The organism is Paenibacillus sp. FSL H7-0756 (assembly GCF_038006765.1).
Lineage (GTDB): Bacteria > Bacillota > Bacilli > Paenibacillales > Paenibacillaceae > Paenibacillus_AQ.
The window spans coordinates 1,472,299-1,491,319 of record NZ_JBBOVT010000001.1; the positions used below are offsets into that span (position 1 = coordinate 1,472,299).

The 19,021-nt window shown below is 44.5% G+C and carries 16 protein-coding genes; all 16 read left to right on the forward strand.

The features are described from left to right. The first annotated feature begins 20 nt into the window (after positions 1-20). The 16 genes from NST04_RS06535 (at position 21) to argC (ending at position 19,002) form a co-directional block, all read left to right on the forward strand. Positions 21-1,115, forward strand: a complete 1,095-nt coding sequence (locus NST04_RS06535; protein WP_341183637.1) for an FkbM family methyltransferase — start codon at positions 21-23, stop codon at positions 1,113-1,115. Between the two features lie 19 nt (positions 1,116-1,134). Then, positions 1,135-2,304: a glycosyltransferase gene (locus NST04_RS06540; RefSeq protein ID WP_341183638.1), complete on the forward strand. Its 1,170-nt coding sequence runs from the start codon at positions 1,135-1,137 to the stop codon at positions 2,302-2,304. Positions 2,305-2,353: 49 nt separating this feature from the next. Beyond that, positions 2,354-3,610, forward strand: a complete 1,257-nt coding sequence (locus NST04_RS06545) for a UDP-glucose dehydrogenase family protein (RefSeq protein ID WP_341183639.1) — start codon at positions 2,354-2,356, stop codon at positions 3,608-3,610. A gap of 11 nt (positions 3,611-3,621) precedes the next feature. Then, entirely contained in the window at positions 3,622-4,926 is a 1,305-nt protein-coding gene (locus NST04_RS06550) for a glycosyltransferase family 2 protein (protein WP_341183640.1), read from the forward strand. 42 nt (positions 4,927-4,968) lie between these two features. Then, the gene (locus NST04_RS06555; RefSeq protein WP_341185193.1) at positions 4,969-5,898 is read left to right on the forward strand and encodes a glycosyltransferase family 2 protein; all 930 of its coding nucleotides are present in this window, start codon (positions 4,969-4,971) and stop codon (positions 5,896-5,898) included. Between the two features lie 681 nt (positions 5,899-6,579). Then, on the forward strand, positions 6,580-6,966 hold the full coding sequence (locus NST04_RS06560; protein ID WP_341183641.1) for a flagellar protein FlaG: 387 nt from the start codon (positions 6,580-6,582) through the stop codon (positions 6,964-6,966). 13 nt (positions 6,967-6,979) lie between these two features. Continuing rightward, entirely contained in the window at positions 6,980-8,497 is a 1,518-nt protein-coding gene (fliD, locus tag NST04_RS06565; RefSeq protein WP_341183642.1) for a flagellar filament capping protein FliD, read from the forward strand. 22 nt (positions 8,498-8,519) lie between these two features. Then, positions 8,520-8,906, forward strand: a complete 387-nt coding sequence (fliS, locus tag NST04_RS06570) for a flagellar export chaperone FliS (protein ID WP_339251798.1) — start codon at positions 8,520-8,522, stop codon at positions 8,904-8,906. Then, entirely contained in the window at positions 8,899-9,237 is a 339-nt protein-coding gene (locus NST04_RS06575; protein WP_339251796.1) for a hypothetical protein, read from the forward strand. The genes fliS and NST04_RS06575 overlap by 8 nt, the downstream gene beginning before the upstream one ends. 241 nt (positions 9,238-9,478) lie before the next feature. After that, positions 9,479-9,676, forward strand: coding sequence for a cold shock domain-containing protein (locus NST04_RS06580; RefSeq protein WP_036721237.1), 198 nt, complete (start codon positions 9,479-9,481; stop codon positions 9,674-9,676). A gap of 488 nt (positions 9,677-10,164) precedes the next feature. Beyond that, positions 10,165-11,610: an S-layer homology domain-containing protein gene (locus NST04_RS06585; protein ID WP_339251794.1), complete on the forward strand. Its 1,446-nt coding sequence runs from the start codon at positions 10,165-10,167 to the stop codon at positions 11,608-11,610. Positions 11,611-11,838: 228 nt separating this feature from the next. Then, positions 11,839-12,396, forward strand: coding sequence for a ribosome hibernation-promoting factor, HPF/YfiA family (hpf, locus tag NST04_RS06590; RefSeq protein ID WP_036721235.1), 558 nt, complete (start codon positions 11,839-11,841; stop codon positions 12,394-12,396). A gap of 308 nt (positions 12,397-12,704) precedes the next feature. Continuing rightward, on the forward strand, positions 12,705-15,209 hold the full coding sequence (secA, locus tag NST04_RS06595; protein ID WP_341183643.1) for a preprotein translocase subunit SecA: 2,505 nt from the start codon (positions 12,705-12,707) through the stop codon (positions 15,207-15,209). Positions 15,210-15,760: 551 nt separating this feature from the next. Next, positions 15,761-16,838, forward strand: a protein-coding gene (gene prfB / locus NST04_RS06600) for a peptide chain release factor 2 (RefSeq protein WP_341185194.1) whose coding sequence is annotated in 2 segments (ribosomal slippage) — positions 15,761-15,796 and positions 15,798-16,838 — 1,077 coding nt in all. Because the reading frame shifts where the segments join, the coding sequence is not laid out codon by codon here. Positions 16,839-16,911: 73 nt separating this feature from the next. Further along, the gene (locus NST04_RS06605) at positions 16,912-17,796 is read left to right on the forward strand and encodes a YitT family protein (RefSeq protein ID WP_036694686.1); all 885 of its coding nucleotides are present in this window, start codon (positions 16,912-16,914) and stop codon (positions 17,794-17,796) included. A gap of 150 nt (positions 17,797-17,946) precedes the next feature. Next, complete coding sequence (argC, locus tag NST04_RS06610) at positions 17,947-19,002, forward strand: N-acetyl-gamma-glutamyl-phosphate reductase (protein ID WP_445667874.1); 1,056 nt, start codon at positions 17,947-17,949, stop codon at positions 19,000-19,002. The last annotated feature ends 19 nt before the right edge of the window (positions 19,003-19,021 follow it).

Consider the following 19,021-nt stretch of genomic DNA (forward strand, 5'->3'; position numbering starts at 1 on the left):
TTATGAGGGTGTGACTGTAAGTGATAAATCAATTTTCACTCAAGAGATTAGAAAGCAGGTCAAACCGATTATCTGAATTAATTGCAAATGACTCCATAAATAATCAAAGGCCATTAATTTTGTATGGAAGCGGATCATGGGGAGTTTATTACTTGAATGCCATGAAGGATCTATTTAAGGATTTTGTATTTTGTGATGGAAACCCGTCAAAATGGGGGACTACCGTAGAAGGCATACCTGTGATCAATCCTGAGGAACTAAAGACAAACTATAGAGACTGCCATATTACTATAACGTCATTGGATTATTATGATGAGATTTATCAGCAGATAAAGGAGTTTCAACTTCAAGAAAGACTAGTAATGGCTCTAGAGGGATTTAGAGATGACCAATTAAAAGACTATTATAATTTAATAATTGAAAATTGTGGATACTTTTCCAAAACCTATGACGCGCTTTCTGATGAGCTTTCCCAGGACATCTTTTATGATAGACTCAATTGTTGTATCTCTGGGAATCATGAATATCTTCTTACCTTGAGAAGCAAAACCCCTCAATATTTCGACCCGAAAATCATTTCTCTCTCTGAGGAAGAAATTTTTATAGATGGTGGTGCTTATACTGGTGATACAGTACTAGAATTTCTAAAACAGACAAACGGTATGTTTAAGCAGATTTACTCGTTTGAACCTGAGGAAAGTAAGTATAAGGATTATTTTGAGATAAGCTCTAAGTATGATAATATCCAATTACTGACCTGTGGACTATGGAGTAAAAGGGATGTTCTCCGTTTTAATGCGGTAAATGATGGTTCAAGTGGTGTAAGTGAGAATGGTATTGTAGAAATCCCAGTAATATCGATAGATGAGCTACTTGATGGAAAACCGGTAACTTTTATAAAGATGGACATCGAAGGTGCAGAACTTGAGGCTTTAAAAGGTGCGCAAGAGACCATTAAAAAATATAAGCCTAAACTTGCAATATGCGTATATCATAAACCATTAGATATTGTAGAAATCCCCTTATTTTTGAAACAGCTTGTACCTGAATATAAAATTTATCTTAGACACTATAACATCAGTATGTACGAAACCGTTTGTTATGCGGTTGTTTGATAATAGGCAAGGGGGCGTCATGATCAACATACCTAAGAGAGTTCTGTTTGTGAATGGCTTGCCAATTGATAAAGGCGGAATAGAGACAGCAATAATACAGGTATATAGAGGTATTGAGCATAGACAGCTTTTAATTGATTTTGCAGTAAGAAAGCCTGAAACGGGACATTTCCATGCAGAAATAGAGAGATATGGTGGTAGAATATTCAATCTGTTTGCAAACAGAAAGCATAATGGTAATAAAAAGTGGAACTTTTCTATGGATATTTATTATATTTATAGCTTTTATAGGCTTTTAAAAGATAAGGGACCTTTTTGCGCGGTGCACATAGCTCATCCCATGCTTGAAGGTTTTTTGATGATAGCAGCTAAGATGGCAGGGGTTCCGGTAAGAATTGCTCACAGTAATAATACTGGAATTGACGATAAACAACGTCTTAGTTTAGTGAGGAAATTAACAAGAAAATTAAAATTAACAATTTGCAGGAAGTACGCAACCCATATTTGGGGATGTTCTAAAGCAGCTTCTAAGTACCAATTCGGGAAAAACATTTTAGAAGACAAGCGGTCAGAAATCGTTCCATATCCGGTAGCGATCCACGATTTTGTTAGGGATCATTGCAATAGAAATGAAGCGTGCTTGGAATTAAACATTGGAGTTCAAAATATAAACTTTATTAATGTCGGAAGATATACACCCCAAAAAAATCAATTATTCTTACTGGAAACTTTTAAAAAAATGTTGAACGTAAGAAATGACCTTCATTTAATGCTGACAGGCCCTGGCTCGCTTGAAAATGAGATTAGAGAATATATTGAAAAACTTGATATGAATAATTATGTAACAATGCTTGAAAGTAATACCAGTATTCCACTAGCATTGTCAGCATCAGATTGTTTTTTACTGCCATCTATATATGAAGGTTTCGGGATTGTACTCATTGAAGCACAAGCAGCAAGTATTCCCTGTATTGTATCTGATGTATGCCAACCTGAACCTGACATGGGGTTGGTTGATTATATCCCTCTAGATAAAGGTTCAACATATTGGGCTGATTATATTCTATCCAAAATTCAACAACCTGAAGACAGAAAGGTTAATCTAACACGGCTGATGGAATATGACGTGTCAAACGTAGCCCCACGTATGCAAAAGGTATACTTAGAAGGTACAAAATACGGGCAATGAGTGGCGATATTTGAAATTAGCTAAACTATAAACTAGTAGGAGTTTTAAAATGAGTTATACAATTACAGTGTTTGGGCTTGGTTTTGTAGGGCTCACATCTGCTCTGGCATTTGCTGAAAAAGGACATAAAGTATATGGCTTCGACGTAGATGCACATAGGGTGGAGTTGATTAATGACGGAAAGCTTCCTTTTGTTGAACCAGGACTCGATGATGCACTGCTTCGAAATATCCATGGGAATTTCATCCTTACAGATGATGCAGAAAACTCTGTGAGGAATAGTGAATTTGTCTTTTTATGTGTCGGAACACCAACCGGTAAAAATGGAGAGGCGGATTTAAAATATATTTATTCTGCTATTGATATGTTTGCTAATGTTCTACACGATGGTAAGCACCGTGTGATCGTTGTAAAATCTACTGTACCCCCGTCCACAACGTCTGAACGAGTCATTCCGTATTTGAGTGCTCAAGGATTACTTCCCGGGGATAGGTTTAGTGTCACTAATAACCCCGAGTTTTTGCGGGAAGGGAAGTGCTGGGATGATGCGATAAATGCTGATCGTATCGTTTGTGGTGTTGAAGATCATAAGGGTGAGGAGATGCTCCGTTCCTTGTATAGCCGATTCAATAGTCCCTTTTTTGCTGTTTCGCTAAATACTGGTGAATATATTAAGTATTTATCCAACACAATGCTAGCAAGTATGATTAGCTATGCAAATGAAATGTCTAAAATCGCCGATACAATCGGAGATATTCAAATTAAAGAGGCTTTTAACATTTTGCACATGGATCGCCGTTGGGGTGGGGCTAGCATGTCATCTTATGTTTATCCTGGGTGTGGTTATGGTGGGTATTGCTTGCCGAAAGATACAGTTGCCATGTATGCACAGTCCATGTCAAAAGGGTACGAACCTCTGATGCTTAAAAATGTTATTGCCATAAATAATATGATGCCTCAGTCGATGGCAGCTAAAATCATGAGAGTTGCAAAGCCTTCCGACAAGATAGGTATTCTAGGGTTGTCTTTTAAACCTGGTTCAGACGACGTTCGGGATAGTTCTTCAGCAAAGATTATCTCACTTCTATTGGATGCAGGTTATACAAACCTTATTGGATTTGATCCTGTGGCGAATGAATGCTTTGCCAGGGAGTACAATTTCGCCGAGGTTAGTTACTGTGATAATGTTCAAGTTATAGGTGACCAATCGGACGTCCTTGTTCTGGTCACTGCATGGGAGCAGTTTGTTGGTATAGATAAGAAGTACCCTGGAAAGCCCATCGTTGATTGTAGATATTTCTTATGAGGTGATGAATTATGCCGCTGTTAAGTATCATCATTCCTGTGTTTAATGCAGAACAATATATAGAAGAATGCCTTGAAAGTATATTAAATCAAGCGTTCAGCGATTATGAAATAATTTTAATTGATGATGCTTCAAAAGATAATAGTGGTCATATTTGCGATGCTTATGCAGCACAATATGAGCAAATAGAAGTGATTCACCTAGAGGTTAATAGTCTTCCGGCAGTGGCGCGTAATATAGGTTTAAATATGTCTAAGGGGAAATATGTACATTTCTGTGATAATGATGACTACTATATAGACGGTATCTTCTCGCATATTGCAGATAAACTCCGAGATTGTGCTCCAAGTGTGCTAATGGGGCAATTTATTAGCATACCGGAAAAAGGGGCGTTCATTACGAAAGATGTACCGCTCAACCCGGAAGTATTTATTCAAAGTGACTCCAGCCAAATGTCTGAATACTTGCTCACTATCCCTAATCTGTTATGTACACCTTGGAAAATCATTGTAAACCGAGAACTTTTAATCTCAAATAATATAACATTTCCTGAAGGGTATCATTCAGAGGATGAGGAATGGTTTCCCAAAGTGATATGCTGCGCTAATACATTTGCTTTACTTGAAGAACCTTTTTACTGCTACCGTCCAAGAGCTATGGGTTCAATCACCTCAACTAAAAGTTATTTGCACAGTAAGTCTCACTTAGTGGTTGCTTTCCATTTGTTGCGTTTTCTCAACGAGAAAAAATTTGAGGATGCTCGCTCTGAATTTTTGTATTCCCGTATCGATTTCCTACTGGGGTTATTCTCAACACGTTGTAGCACATTCCTTAGAGAAGAGTTACGTGAAATAGCTATGATCATTCAATCCAACATGGACATTTTTCCACTGATCGCTGAGTTATCACGGAGACAATCTTTACATGAGTTAGTAAGGGGGTATGGTGCATACATTGGAATTTGTTTGTACCGAACTTATGTTATAGAAACTACAGTGGAATTGTTACATGGAAAAGGGAACAGGGAGATCTATGTATTCCCCACTGGGTATAATGGTGAAGGAACTGCGAAAATATTACAAAATGCTGGGTATGATGTGAAAGGATTTATTGATAATAGTGAGAAAAAAGAAGGATGCATCATCAACGGGTTGCCTGTAAGTTTACCCTATATCCTAAAAAGAATGCCTCCCGAAAGTCTGAGTAGCATATTTGTGATAGTGTCGGTTCAAAGTGATAGCGTTGCAAATTCAATTATAAATCAACTTAGAGAACTAGGGTTGCATGATTCTCAGTTTTCCAGCAAAATTTACTGATATATTGTGGATAGAATGGGGAAGCTGCCAATGTCGCTAAAAATGCCTAAGATCAGCATCATAATGTGCACGTATAATCGAGCACAGTTTCTATCCCGATCAATTGAAAGCATACTCTCACAAACATTTACTGACTTTGAATTTATTGTGGTAATCAACGGGTCTACAGATAGTAGCGAAATAATATGTAATAAGTATGCTGAGCAAGATAGCAGAATTAGACTTATCCCTATCACAGAAAACCGTGGAGCACCTGTTGGCAGAAATAAGGGACTAGAAGTAGCTTCATGTGAGTTTATTACCATTGTTGATGATGACGACTGCTGCGAACCCCAGATGCTTGAGTTTCTATGGGGCTTGGCTACTAAGTATAATGCTGATATAGCCATGTGCGGTAGCTGGAATGATTTTTCTAGTAGGAAAGAGCCGTATTTTATATTTGATGATCTTTTAATATTGGATAAAGTGCAGGGGCTGGATGAATTATTAAAACGCGAAAAATACAATGTGGCACCGCCAACAAAGCTTTTCCGCAAAACATTATTTGATGGTATACATTTTAAAGAAAATGTGATTGTGGATGATATACACATCATTTATAAGATTTTTGCCAAAGCTAACATTGTAGTTGTGCAAGGAAAACCACTTTATAGTTTTACCAAGCATGGAAGTAATATGACTAGTTTTATCCAGACTGATGTACTTTCACCAAGAATTTTAAATGAGTACCTTTCTGCTTTTCGTCAACGTACAGAATACCTCTGTAAAAACGTACCTGGTATTACATCTAGAGTCAGGTATTCCGAATGGTCGTATATGATCTCTATGTGTCAAAAAATAAAGCAATACAATAATACGGACTGTTCAGAGACATATGAATTTATGGTTAAAACCTTACATGAAAATTATAGTGAGTTGATTGAAAATCCATTTATAACAGAAATGGAGAAAACGCAACTAAAGGGAATGTGATAATAAAAATCAGGGCTGCGGTTTCAATTTTTTACGACAAGCACTGGAAAAGTACCTCCTTAATGTTCTTGGATTATTAAGCGCACTTATGGCAGCTGCATGCTGTTACAGTCAGAGTGGTGAATTTTATCATGAGTATAGGGCTAAATTATTATAAAATATTAAGAAGAAGTACAAATAGACAAAAGCCACTCTTAAGCAAGTGTGGCTTTTTGTTTTATTTTAAATATAATTGTTTTGAAATTGAATCAATTTCATAAATCCCGCAACTGTAGTCAGTCTGACCCCGGCTTTGAACCCCTAGTAGTAGCAAGACATTTAGGCATAGAAAAAAGAGTACCTCCTCAAATCTCGAATAGGTTATGTGACAAAACCAAACCAATGGGATGAGACGAGGTGAACTCTTTATATAGCTTAACAGATATTAACATTACCGCTAAATCCTGAGCTTCAGTAGAAGAGATAGACAGAATATGTAGCATTATATTAGGAGAATAATTCTTAGTGCTGCAAACCTTTCGTACTGGAGATTCCTATTCTTTCTTCTTATTTTGATATTTTACGGTGTTGTTTCAGTTTCAGCTAAATACAAAAATCAGGAGAATTAATTAAAATACTTTAATAACCTTTCTTTAATACCGATATATAAACTAAATACAAGTTTCCGTGGAGGTTATGGGAATGGACGTTCAGTTTTCTCTATCCGCTAAATCGGTAGAGCGGAGCATTAGTAATGTGAGAAATGAATCAGCCTCAAACAAAGACGTGAATAATAGGATAGCGCAAGTTACAAGTGCCTCGGAACTAACTGCTATGGAAAAGCAGGGAGTCAAGGTGCCGGTTGGAGAAGAGCAGCTAATCCGAACTATTGCTCGTGCAGTAAAGGCGCTAGAAGGGCCAACCACCTCTTTAGAGATAAGCATACATGAGAAAACTCATGCCCTGATGGTAAAGGTAATGAATAAAGAAACAGGCGAGTTAATAAGAGAGGTTCCACCAGAAAAAACGCTGGATCTTGTGGCAAAGATGATGGAAATAGCCGGCATTCTTATTGATGAAAAAGTATAAGGAGGAATTATGAATGGTGATGAGAGTTAGCGGATTCTCTTCAGGATTAGATATCGACAGTGTAGTTAAAAAAATGATGGCAGCTAAGCGCGTACCACTGGATAAGCTGAACCAACAAAAGACATTAATGGAATGGCAGCGGGACAGCTACAGAGAATTTAATGCTAAATTAGTCGATCTAAAAATGAATAAACTTATTAAGTGGAATACTTCAACCCAAATGAACACTCAAAAAGCAATTCTGGGAGGCAATACGACTGCTGTTCGGGCAGAGGCTAGCTCGGCATCTAATGGGGTGGATATGTCGGTTAAGGTGACACAGCTTGCAACTAAATCCTCATTAGAATCGGCCGCAAAACTTACTATTGATACTTCGAAGAGTCCTGATGAAAGTAAAGTTACACTCAGTACCAAGTTGATTAATCTGAGTGGAGCGACATCACCACTAACATTTGTTGTAGATGGTGGAGAAAGTATTACTTTTACTGAGGATGATACTATTTCAACAGCTATGGCTAGAATAAATAGTGGCTCAGGAGTTATCAAAGCCACCTTCGATGAAGTGAGTGGTAAGTTATCGATTACATCCAATAAGTTTGGAACAGATAACTTGATTGAAAGTCAAAAGGTCAGTGGTTCACTCCTTACTCTGTTAAAGATGGATTATAGTGATACAAGCGCATCATTTTTTAAAGCCCAAGAAGCAAAAGTCGAAATTACCAGCAGCAAGTCTGCTACTGCTGAGGTTTATACCAGTACTTCAAATTCTCTAACTGTCAATGGTGTTACGCTTACTTTTCTTGCTAAAAGCGACACTACGGGCGGAGTTACTACGATTAAGACTCAGGCTGATGCTGATAAATCTGTTGAGACAATTAAAGCTTTTGTAGAAACGTATAATGAACTTATCAACACAATGGCTACAACTATAGGGGAAGAAAAGTACAGAAGTTTCACTCCTCTGACGGATGAACAAAAGGAAGCAATGAGCGAGAAGGAAATAGAATTGTGGGAGAAGAAAGCGAAAAGTGGTTTGCTCAAAGGAGATGTTATTCTTCAAACTGCAATTTCAGATATGCGTACAGCAATAACTAGTAAACTTGGTGCTCTTAGTGAGATGGGAATTACTACTGGGCAATATTATGAAAATGGGAAGCTTTATCTGAATGAGGATAAACTTAAACAGGCTATCCTGGATAATCCACAAAAAGTAAGCGATACATTCCGTGGTTCTGCGCTTGAGGTGAACGGAGGAATCTTTGGGGGACTATCTACTGCAGCAGACAAAGCTTTAGATAAAATCGTGTTAAAAGCGGGTACATCAAAATTCTCAACTGACCTTAATTTTGCCTACAAAACGGAAAGTGTTATGGGACGGATGCTAAAGGATTATAACTCACGTATTAATTCATTGCAGGATCGTCTTAGCGATTTAGAAACTAGATATTATAAACAGTTTACAGCTATGGAAACTGCGATGAATAAATATAATTCTCAGTCTTCAAGTTTAAGTAGTTTATTCTCTAATTAATTTGAACTGAAAGGTGACATAAATGATAAATTCTCCTTATGAAAAATACCGTCAATCATCGGTTAACACATCGACCCCAGCGCAGTTGCTTATAATGTTGTTTGATGGAGCAATCCGATTTGTCAGGGCTGGTATCGAGGGGATTGATTCGGTGAATCATCAGAAGGCAAACTTGAATCTAGGCAAAGCTCAACTGATTATCAGTGAATTGATGTCGACTTTGAATCCTTCTTACGAGATATCCAACAGTTTGCTCTCTCTTTATGAATATATTAATTACTTGCTTATCCAAGCGAATGTAAAGAAGGAGAAATCGCATGCAGAAGAGGCCTTGGGGTATTTAACTGAGTTTCGCTTAACTTGGATGGAAGCCTCTAAGATGCCGGTAAATAACAACACGTATGGATAAACAAGTCGCTATATTGGTTGATATTACATTGAATATCACTAATCGATTAAATACTTGCTCTTTCGAGGAATTAGAGGAATTTGTTGAGAAACGTCAGGTTTTGATTGACTCCATTCGAGAAAAATTTAGTGGACAGTCTGCTCTCTCTATTGAGGAAGAGAGTCATCTGAAGGCAGTCCTAAGACGAGATCCTGAAATAATTGAAAGAATGCAGCAACTCAAAGGCGAGGCTGCCAATTGGCTTCAACATAGAGAATTAGCTAAAATCCAACGCAGCGCCTACGAGACCGCCTACACCCCGGACAGCTTCCTGATGGACCGTAAAAAATAAAGATAGAATAATAGATTTTCTCCTGTTTCAATAGGGGAGCAGACGGGTATTTACAAGCGTCTGCTCCTTTTTTTGTAACTTATATTACCGAATTCTATCCATTTCTGATGCCGATTGTACCCTGGTAAATTATTGAAAGTAATCATTTACTATTCCAATTGACAATAGAGAAGCTGCGGTGGTATAGTCGAATTGTGAGCAAGACTCACGTTCATCTGATGACGAAGGGAATGTTTAGTCAATGGAAGGTAAAGTTAAATGGTTTAACGCAGAAAAAGGTTATGGTTTTATCGAAACTTCCGATGGTGGCGACGTATTCGTACACTTTTCCGCGATTCAAACTGACGGTTTCAAGACTTTGGATGAAGGCCAATCCGTAGAGTTCGATATCGTTGAAGGCGCACGCGGACCACAAGCAGCTAACGTCATCAAATTATAATCATCCGGCGAAGCCGACCTACATATATGGTAGATGGTTAGCAATTGAGACAACGCTAGCGTTAGACCCAGGGGATCTCCCTTGGGTCTTTTTTATGCAGTGAATGAAGTTGCTTTTGTCTAATGATGTGACTTTGTCTGTTGTGGATAAACTGTGCATAAAGCTGGGGATAAGAGTTCGAGAGGTGTTCTTTGTAAGGAGGGACCGTATGACTCTGTTCTTACATTCTTCTTATAAATATTCTCAATTTCGAGTAAATGGCCTACATTTCGAGATGAAAAGAGTCCTAAATTGGACACTTTGTAAAAATTAGTTACGGAAAAATGTTAACATCCTCCAAAATATGGGTAATAGAAACCGTTGGGCTTTTTTGTTGCCTAGTCTGCACTCTCATTATTGCTTAGGCGTATGCTTCCGAAAGATCTTTTGGTAAGAAGTCATGCAGTGAAGCCTATGCCCATCAAACTCACAGGAGGATGAACAAAAGAATGAAGAAATTGTGGCGTGGCCTTACGGCCGGAGTACTTGGTATTTCAATGCTGCTTGGATCACTGGGAAGTGTGTCCGCAGCGCCTGCACCTAAGGATATTCAAGGACACTGGGCGCAGAAGCAACTGCAGAGCTGGCTGGATAAAGGATACCTGGGTGGTTATCCTGACGGAACGGTTAAGCCGAATAAGGCAATTACCCGTGGTGAATATGTGGCACTGATTAATCGTCTGTTCGGGTTCACCGAAGCAGCTACTCTTAACTTCACGGATGTGAAGAAATCCAATTGGGTCTACAGTGAAGTGGCTAAAGCTGTGAAGGCCGGTTATATTGGCGGGTATGAGAATAATACCTTCCGGGCCAACAACCCGCTCACCCGGCAGGAAGCAGCAGTTATTGCTGCCAAGCTGCTTAAGCTGAGTACAAGCTCTACTCCGCTTAAGTTCAAGGATAATGCTCAGATCGCAGCTTGGGCCAAGGTGGCCGTAGCCTCAGCGGCTGAGAAGAAGATCATTAACGGTTATCCTGACGGAACCTTCGGTCCGAAGAAATCCCTTACCCGTGCCGAAGCGGTGGGAATTATAAGCAACTCAGTTGTGCATAAGCCGGCTACAGGCGGAGTAACGCCTACACCAGCACCGACAGCAACACCGGCTCCATCTGCAACACCTGTGCCAAGCACCAGCCCAACAGCTACTCCAGCTCCTGGCGGCGGTAGTGGTGGCGGCACTGGCGGAGGCGGCGGTGGAGGCGGTAGCGTTACCTTGCCGTCTGTAAGCAACGTGACTTACGGCCATGTAGGTTCTGTTACCGCTGATGTATATGTTACGCCTTCTGTTACAGGAGCCGTGTATTATGTAGTTGCTCCATACAGCATGAACGTAACCGCACCAACTGCAGCACAAGTGAAAGACGGACTGATTAATGCTACAACAGCAGGCGTTCATTTCGGCCAAGTTGCGGCTACAGGCGGCACATCCGTTGCTTTCTCGGTGTATGGTCTGACTGCAAATACGGATTATACCGTTTACGTTGCCCTGGCTGACGCTTCTGGTAACTGGTCCGGCGTAACGCCGCTTCAAGTGAAAACAGCACCAGGCAGCACATGGTCGGTCGCTCAGGTAGGGATCACCAATGTAACAACAGTGTCTGCGGATGTATATGCTGCTTACGGGCAGACGGGTACACCGGTAACCCCTCTGAAATATGTGGTGGTTAAGGCAACAGATGCTGATCCAACGGCAATGCAGATTGCTAACGCACAGAACAGTGCGGGTGCTACATTAACAGCGCCTTGGGCTGGTACTCTTACAGGTAATCCAGTTGTGAAACACAGTATTAACCTGACTGGACTCACTGCCAATACAGCGTATAAAGTCTTCTTTATCACTGATTCTAATGGCACCTTGTCACCTGTAGAGCTTCTGCGTATTCACACGAAATAAGTAATCTTGATGAATGGAATCATTCATAATCCAGGCTTCAGCGTGAAATAATACAGCAATCAGTATTCGGTCCGGCGAGGGCGGCTTTATGCTCGAGCCGGGCCGTTTGTTGTTACGGCAGGTCTGTTACATCTATTGTTAGGTGAATGTAAAGTCTGTCATGATTTGTTTTTTACTTAGCCCTGACAATTTGCTATAATGGAAAAGTAAACAAAGGAGGAGTGCCTTATGAAATTCAGCATTCGAGGTCAACAAATTGAAGTGACCGACGCTTTGAGAGACTATGTTGATAAGAAGCTCAGCAGACTTGAGAAGTATTTCGAAGCACCCCCTACCTCTGAAGGATATGTGACGCTTGGCGTCGTTCGCGGCCTTCATACGGTGGAAGTGACAATTCCTCTAGCTGGTGTGACGCTTCGTGCGGAAGACCGCAGCGATGATATGTATGCATCCATCGATGCCGTAGTGGACAAGCTGGAACGTCAGATCCGCAAGCACAAGACTAAGCTTAATCGCAAGTTCCGTCAGGAAGGCAGCCTGAAGACCTTGTTCGTTGAAGGTTCGGGCAGCGCCGTTGCTGTTGAAGAGCAGGAACAGGATTATGATGATCTTGAGGTTGTGCGGAACAAACGGTTCACCTTGAAGCCTATGGATGTGGAAGAAGCGATTCTGCAAATGAACATGATTGGACATACGTTCTTCGTGTTCTCCAACATTGACACTTCCGAAGTGAGCGTAGTTTACAAACGCGATGACGGCAAGTACGGTCTGATCGAGCAGAACTAACCTCTGGACCGGGAATTGTTGGAATAAGCAAGGGCTTCGGTTCAGCCTAACGTGGACAATTAGACGAGTCCCTATTCGCCTGAAGCGAATAGGGCTCTTGTGCGTATATATAGAAGTTTCATTAAAATGCCATCTTCTGTCCTCTTGTAAGGGGATTATACAGAATAAGGTTAGGGCGGCTTGTATTGCGGCTTCTCTTACAAACTGTTACAATTTATGAAGCAGCGGAATCGAAATCATATATGGCCCTTTCAATCTATGAGGATGGGCTCGGTTCCACCATCTGTGTTGCATGAAAGGGGTTAACCATGCTAGGACTTGTTAAGAAAATATTTGGCGACACTAATGAACGGGATGTCAAACGTCTCATGAAGACGGTCGAAGTAATTAATGGGCTGGAGCCGGATTTCGTATCGCTTACGGATGAAGAGCTGCAGGCGAAGACAGCGGAATTCCGCGCCCGTATTGAGAAAGGTGAGACCCTGGAAGAGATTCTTCCTGAGGCCTTTGCTACCGTACGCGAAGCTTCCAAACGGACGCTGGGCATGCGGCATTTTGACGTTCAGCTGGTTGGGGGTATGGCGCTGCATGAAGGCCGGATCTCCGAGATGAAGACCGGGGAAGGCAAGACACTGGTTGGAACGCTGCCGGTGTATTTGAATGCGCTGCTGGGTAAAGGCGTGCATGTCGTCACCGTAAATGATTATCTGGCTCAGCGCGACAGTGCGCAAATGGGACAAATCTATAACTTTCTGGGCATGAGCGTTGGGGTGAACCTGAACGGCATGGACCATAATGATAAGCAAGCGGCATATGCCTGCGATATTACGTACGGCACGAATAATGAATTCGGGTTCGACTATCTGCGCGACAACATGGTGCTCTATAAGGAACAGATGGTACAGCGCCCGCTCTACTTCTGTATTATTGACGAAGTCGATTCCATCCTTATTGATGAAGCGCGGACCCCTCTGATCATCTCTGGCCAGGCTGAGAAATCGACGGAGCTGTATTATGCAGCAGACCGTTTCGTGAAGAAGCTCACTGCCGAAGAGGATTACACCGTGGATATCAAGGTGAAGTCTGTAGCGCTCACTGAGAAGGGCGTGGCTACGGCTGAGCGTGCTTTTGGGATAGAGAATCTGTATGACCATAGCCATGTTACATTGAACCATCATATTGTACAGGCCTTGAAGGCGAACGCTATTATGCGCCGGGATGTCGATTATGTGGTGAATGAAGACGAGGTTATGATCGTCGATGAGTTCACTGGCCGTCTGATGCAGGGCCGCCGTTACAGTGACGGGCTGCACCAGGCGATTGAAGCGAAGGAAGAGATCGAAGTTCAGAATGAGAGCATGACGCTGGCTACGATCACCTTCCAGAACTACTTCCGGATGTACCGTAAGCTGGGCGGCATGACAGGTACGGCGAAGACGGAGGAAGAGGAGTTCAAGAAGATCTATGGTCTTGAGGTTCTTCAGGTTCCTACGAATAAGCCGAATCAACGAATTGACATGCCTGATGTGGTCTACAAAAGCGAGAACGGCAAGTTCAACGCCGTCGTTGCTGAAATTGTGGAACGTCACAAGAAGAATCAGCCGGTGCTGGTAGGTACGGTATCGATTGAGAACTCTGAACGCGTATCGGAAATGCTGAAGCGCAAGGGTGTAAGACATCAGGTACTGAATGCGAAGCACCATGCGGCCGAAGCCGAAATTATCTCTTATGCCGGTCAGCCGGGAACCGTAACGATTGCCACGAACATGGCTGGACGCGGTACGGATATCGTACTGGGCGAAGGCGTAACCGATGTGGGCGGTCTGCATATTATTGGTACAGAGCGCCATGAATCACGCCGGATCGATAACCAGCTTCGCGGACGCGCTGGTCGCCAGGGCGACCCAGGCTCCACGCAGTTCTATCTGTCCCTTGGGGATGAGCTGATGAAGCGCTTCGGTGCGGACAACGTGCTGAACATGATGGATCGTCTGGGATTCGAGGAAGATCAGCCGATTGAGAGCCGTATGATTACCAAGGCCGTCGAATCTGCCCAGAAGCGGGTAGAAGGCAACAACTTCGACATTCGCAAAGTCGTATTGCAATACGATGACGTCATGAACCAGCAGCGTGAGATTATCTACAAGCAGCGCCGCGAAATTCTGGAGTCGGACAATATCAAAGACATCGTAGTGGAAATGATCAAGCCGGTTATCGACCGTATTGTGAATGCCCACTGTAGTGACGATATCCCGGAGAACTGGGAGCTGCAAGAGGTTGCAGATTATGTGAACAGCAAGCTTCTTGAAGAAGATGAGCTGACCCGCGATGATCTGTGGGGCAAAGAAGTAGAAGAAATGATCGAATTTATCTTCGCCCGTGTGCTTGAGAAATATGCTGCCCGCGAAGAGCGTCTTGGCTCGGAGCTGGTACGTGAATTCGAGAAGGTCATTGTGCTTCGCTCCGTAGACAGCAAATGGATGGATCATATCGATGCCATGGATCAGCTTCGTCAAGGGATTCACCTCCGTGCTTACGGCGGTACCGATCCGCTGCGCGAATATCAATTTGAGGGCTTCGAGATGTTCAACGCCATGACAGCGAACATTCAGGAGGAAGTGGCGACCTACATTATGAAGGCGCACATCGAGACGAATCAGGAGCGGCAATCGGTAGTGGAGGAAGACAAGATCTCCACCAACGCAGAACCTGCCGAGAAACGTCCGGTGCATGTGGAGTCCACTGTCGGCCGTAACGATCCATGCCCATGCGGCAGCGGCAAGAAGTATAAGAACTGCCACGGCCAGGCGTAAGAGAAACAGAGTTACGGCCGGGTTCTGGTAGTAACCGGTGAAATAATGAGCAGACATGAAGCTGCGAATACCTTTCACCACACGGCTCTTCCGGTTTTGTTCACGGGCACTTAGGTTATAATGACAATAAAAAGCGGCTGGGCCCGGGGGACTCCCCCGTTTGCGGCCCGGCTGCTTTTTTGGGCTTGAAGTGGTATGGGACGCACAGCTGTGCGTCAGGGCGGGAGCTTCGGGATGTTTTATGGCTGAGGTGGAAGTAACGGAGGGGAAGTTTGGAACTGTAGGAGCGTCAGCGTCCGCCTTTAGGATTGAATTTCTACTGCGATGAGCAGTTTGAATGAGGAAATTCAATCCTAACAGCGGCCGGAAGTCCAAACATTCCCCGCAGTTACGGCGTACACCTGGCCATGGGGCTGATGAAGCGAAGCAACAGCAGCATAGATGCCCGTCCATGCCGGTGAGCCCAAACCGGCAGCCCGGCGCAATATTTTAATTTGAAAGGTGATGTGATCCAATTGATCGATCCTAATGTGAAGCAGGACCTGCGTGAAATGGGCAAGAAATTAACCAACCTTAGGGGGTCACTTTGACTTAGACCTGAAGCTGGAGATGATAGCGAACTTCGAAGAGAAGATGGCGGCTCCCGGGTTCTGGGATGATTCCGATCAGGCGCAGAGCGTGATTGGCGAGATGAATGCCGTGAAATCGGTGGTTGACCAATTCGAGAAGCTGCAGCAGGACTATGATGATGCTGCCATGATGGCGGAGCTGGCCGATGAGGAAGGCGACGACGAACTGGCGGAAGAGACAGCCGGAACGATCCGCAGCATAAGCGCCCGAGTGGATGAGTTTGAGCTGCAGCTGCTGCTCAATCAGCCTTACGATAAGCTGAATGCCATTCTGGAGCTGCATCCGGGGGCTGGCGGTACCGAGTCTCAGGACTGGGGCCAGATGCTGTTGCGCATGTACACACGCTGGGCGGAGAAGCGGGGCTTCAAGGTAGATGTACTGGATTATCTGCCGGGCGATGAAGCGGGAATCAAGAGTGTAACTTTGTTAATTAAGGGCCACAATGTATATGGGTACCTCAAGGCAGAGAAGGGCGTGCACCGGCTGGTGCGCATTTCGCCTTTTGACTCCTCAGGCAGACGGCATACTTCCTTCGTATCCTGCGATGTGGTACCGGAGATTGCAGACGACGTTGAGGTGGATATCCGTACGGAAGACCTGAAGATTGATACGTACCGGGCCAGCGGCGCGGGCGGTCAGCACATCAATACTACCGATTCGGCGGTGCGGATTACGCATATGCCAACCGGTGTGGTGGTCACCTGTCAGAACGAGCGTTCACAGATCAAGAACCGGGAGCAGGCAATGAAGATGCTGCGATCCAAGCTCTATGAGCGCAAAATTCAGGAGCAGCAGGCACATCTGGACGAGATCCGCGGAGAACAATCCGAGATTGCCTGGGGCAGCCAGATTCGTTCCTATGTGTTCCATCCATACAGCATGGTGAAGGATCACCGCACTTCGGTAGAGACCGGCAACGTTGGTGCAGTCATGGACGGCGATCTGGACGGGTTCATTGACGGGTATCTGCGGAGCCAGATTAAAACGGAAGCTGAATAAAGGTAATCACATTCCTACGCGTCTTCGGAGGTGTAGGGATTTTTTTCTGAACATAAAGGAGCAGGCTATAGCGATGCAAAAAATCAATTCACGCAACAAACCTCCGCTTATCCCCCTGAACGGGCCGCTGCGTCATACGGTGGATATTGCGCTAATTCTAATCGGCTCGCTGATCACAGGGCTGGCGTTCAATCTGTTCTTCCTCCCGAACCGGATTGCTTCCGGCGGGGTGTCGGGGCTGTCGGTACTGGCGGAGGCCTGGTTTGGGGCAGAGCCTGCTTTTACCCAGTGGGCGCTTAATATTCCGCTCTTCATTCTCGGCGTGATCTTCCTCGGTAAACAGTACGGCATCCGCTCTCTGCTGGGCAGCTTTGTGCTGCCGCTGTTTATTTTCCTGACGAAGGACGGGCCTGTGCCGACCACGAATCCGCTTCTGGCCTCTATCTATGGAGGAATTGGTGTGGGCCTCGGCCTGGGCCTCGTCTTCCGGGGGCGCGGCTCTACAGGCGGACTGACCATTGCGGCGCAGATTATTCAAAAGCTAACCGGCTTCAGCTTCTCGCTGTCTGTCGTGCTGCTGGATGGTACGGTGATTACCTTGGCGGCTTTTGTGCTGGGGATGGAGCAGGCGATGTATGCACTGATCGGGCTGTTCGTCACGGGCAGGGTGATCAACGCGCTGGAGGTGGGCTTCAGCACCACGAAGGTTGCTTATATCATCTCGGATCAGACTGAGGATATCTCGCAGGCGATTCTGAATGATCTGGACCGCGGGCTGACCAAGCTGAATGCGCAAGGCGGCTATACCGGTGACAACCGTACGGTGCTGATGGTCGTAGTAGGCCAGAATGAAATTACCAGGCTGAAGGCGATTGTCCGCTCGGTGGACCCGGGTGCTTTTGTGATTATTACAGAGGCTCACGAAGTGCTGGGCGAAGGGTTTAAAAGAGAAGCGTAGGCTCCCATAGGGGCTCTGCGCTTTTCTTTTTGCCTGAATAAAGTTAACGTAACATGTTGTATTTATATTAATTCGGTCGTATAATAATACATATTTGCAGAACGGTTCAAGTCAGGCGATAATGATAGAAATGAGAAACGGGAAGCGGGGATGACAGTGACAGGCAAGCTGAGAGCGGCAATTGTCGGATCAACAGGTTATGGGGGCGTGGAGCTGATCAGGCTGCTGCAGGGCCACCCTGATATAGAGATTACTTCAGTGATTTCCTCTTCGAGTGCGGGTGCGCCGATTGAGGAGGGTTTTCCGCATTTGACGGGAGTGGTGCAGCGTAAGCTGGATGGCGTAGATGCAGCAGAGATTGCAAGCCGGGCGGATGTTGTATTCACTGCTACCCCTTCGGGAGTGAGTGCGAAGCTGGTGCCGGGGCTGCTTGCGGCAGGACTCAAGGTTGTCGATCTGTCCGGGGACTTCCGGCTGAAGGATGGCGCGGAGTATGAGCAGTGGTATAAGCACCCGGCTCCTCCGGAAGCTTATCTTAAGCAGGCGGTATACGGTTTATGTGAGGTGTACGGCGAACGTGCGGCCGGAGTGGACTTCATCTCGAACCCGGGCTGTTACCCGACAGCTACGCTGCTGGGGCTGATTCCGGCGCTTGCGGCAGGCTGGATCAAGCCGGATAGTATCATTATTGATGCGAAATCCGGGGTGTCCGGGGCAGGGCGCGGAACGAGCCTGATGGTACATTTTGCCGAGATCAATGAGAACTTCAAAGCCTACAAAATCAACAAACATCAGCACATTCCGGAAATTGAGCAGGTGCTGACCGATATTGCGGGGGAAAAGGTCACGGTAACGTTCACTACGCATCTGGTGCCGATGACCCGGGGGATTATGAGCACGATGTATGCCGGGATGATTGGTGAACATAGCGAACAGGAACTGGTGGAATTATACCGTAACTATTATGCAGGCAGGCCGTATGTGCGGGTGCGTGAACCCGGAGTGGTTCCGGCAACGAAGGAAGTCAGCGGATCGAATTATTGCGATATCGGCTTCGCCACAGACGCGCGTACCGGACGGGTTACTATTGTGTCGGTTATCGACAATATCGTTAAGGGCGCCGCAGGGCAAGCGATTCAGAACCTCAATTTGATGATGGGATGGGAGGAAACCCGCGGGCTTGGTTACACACCAGTGTATCCATAAGTGCAAGCGGTCAAACAAT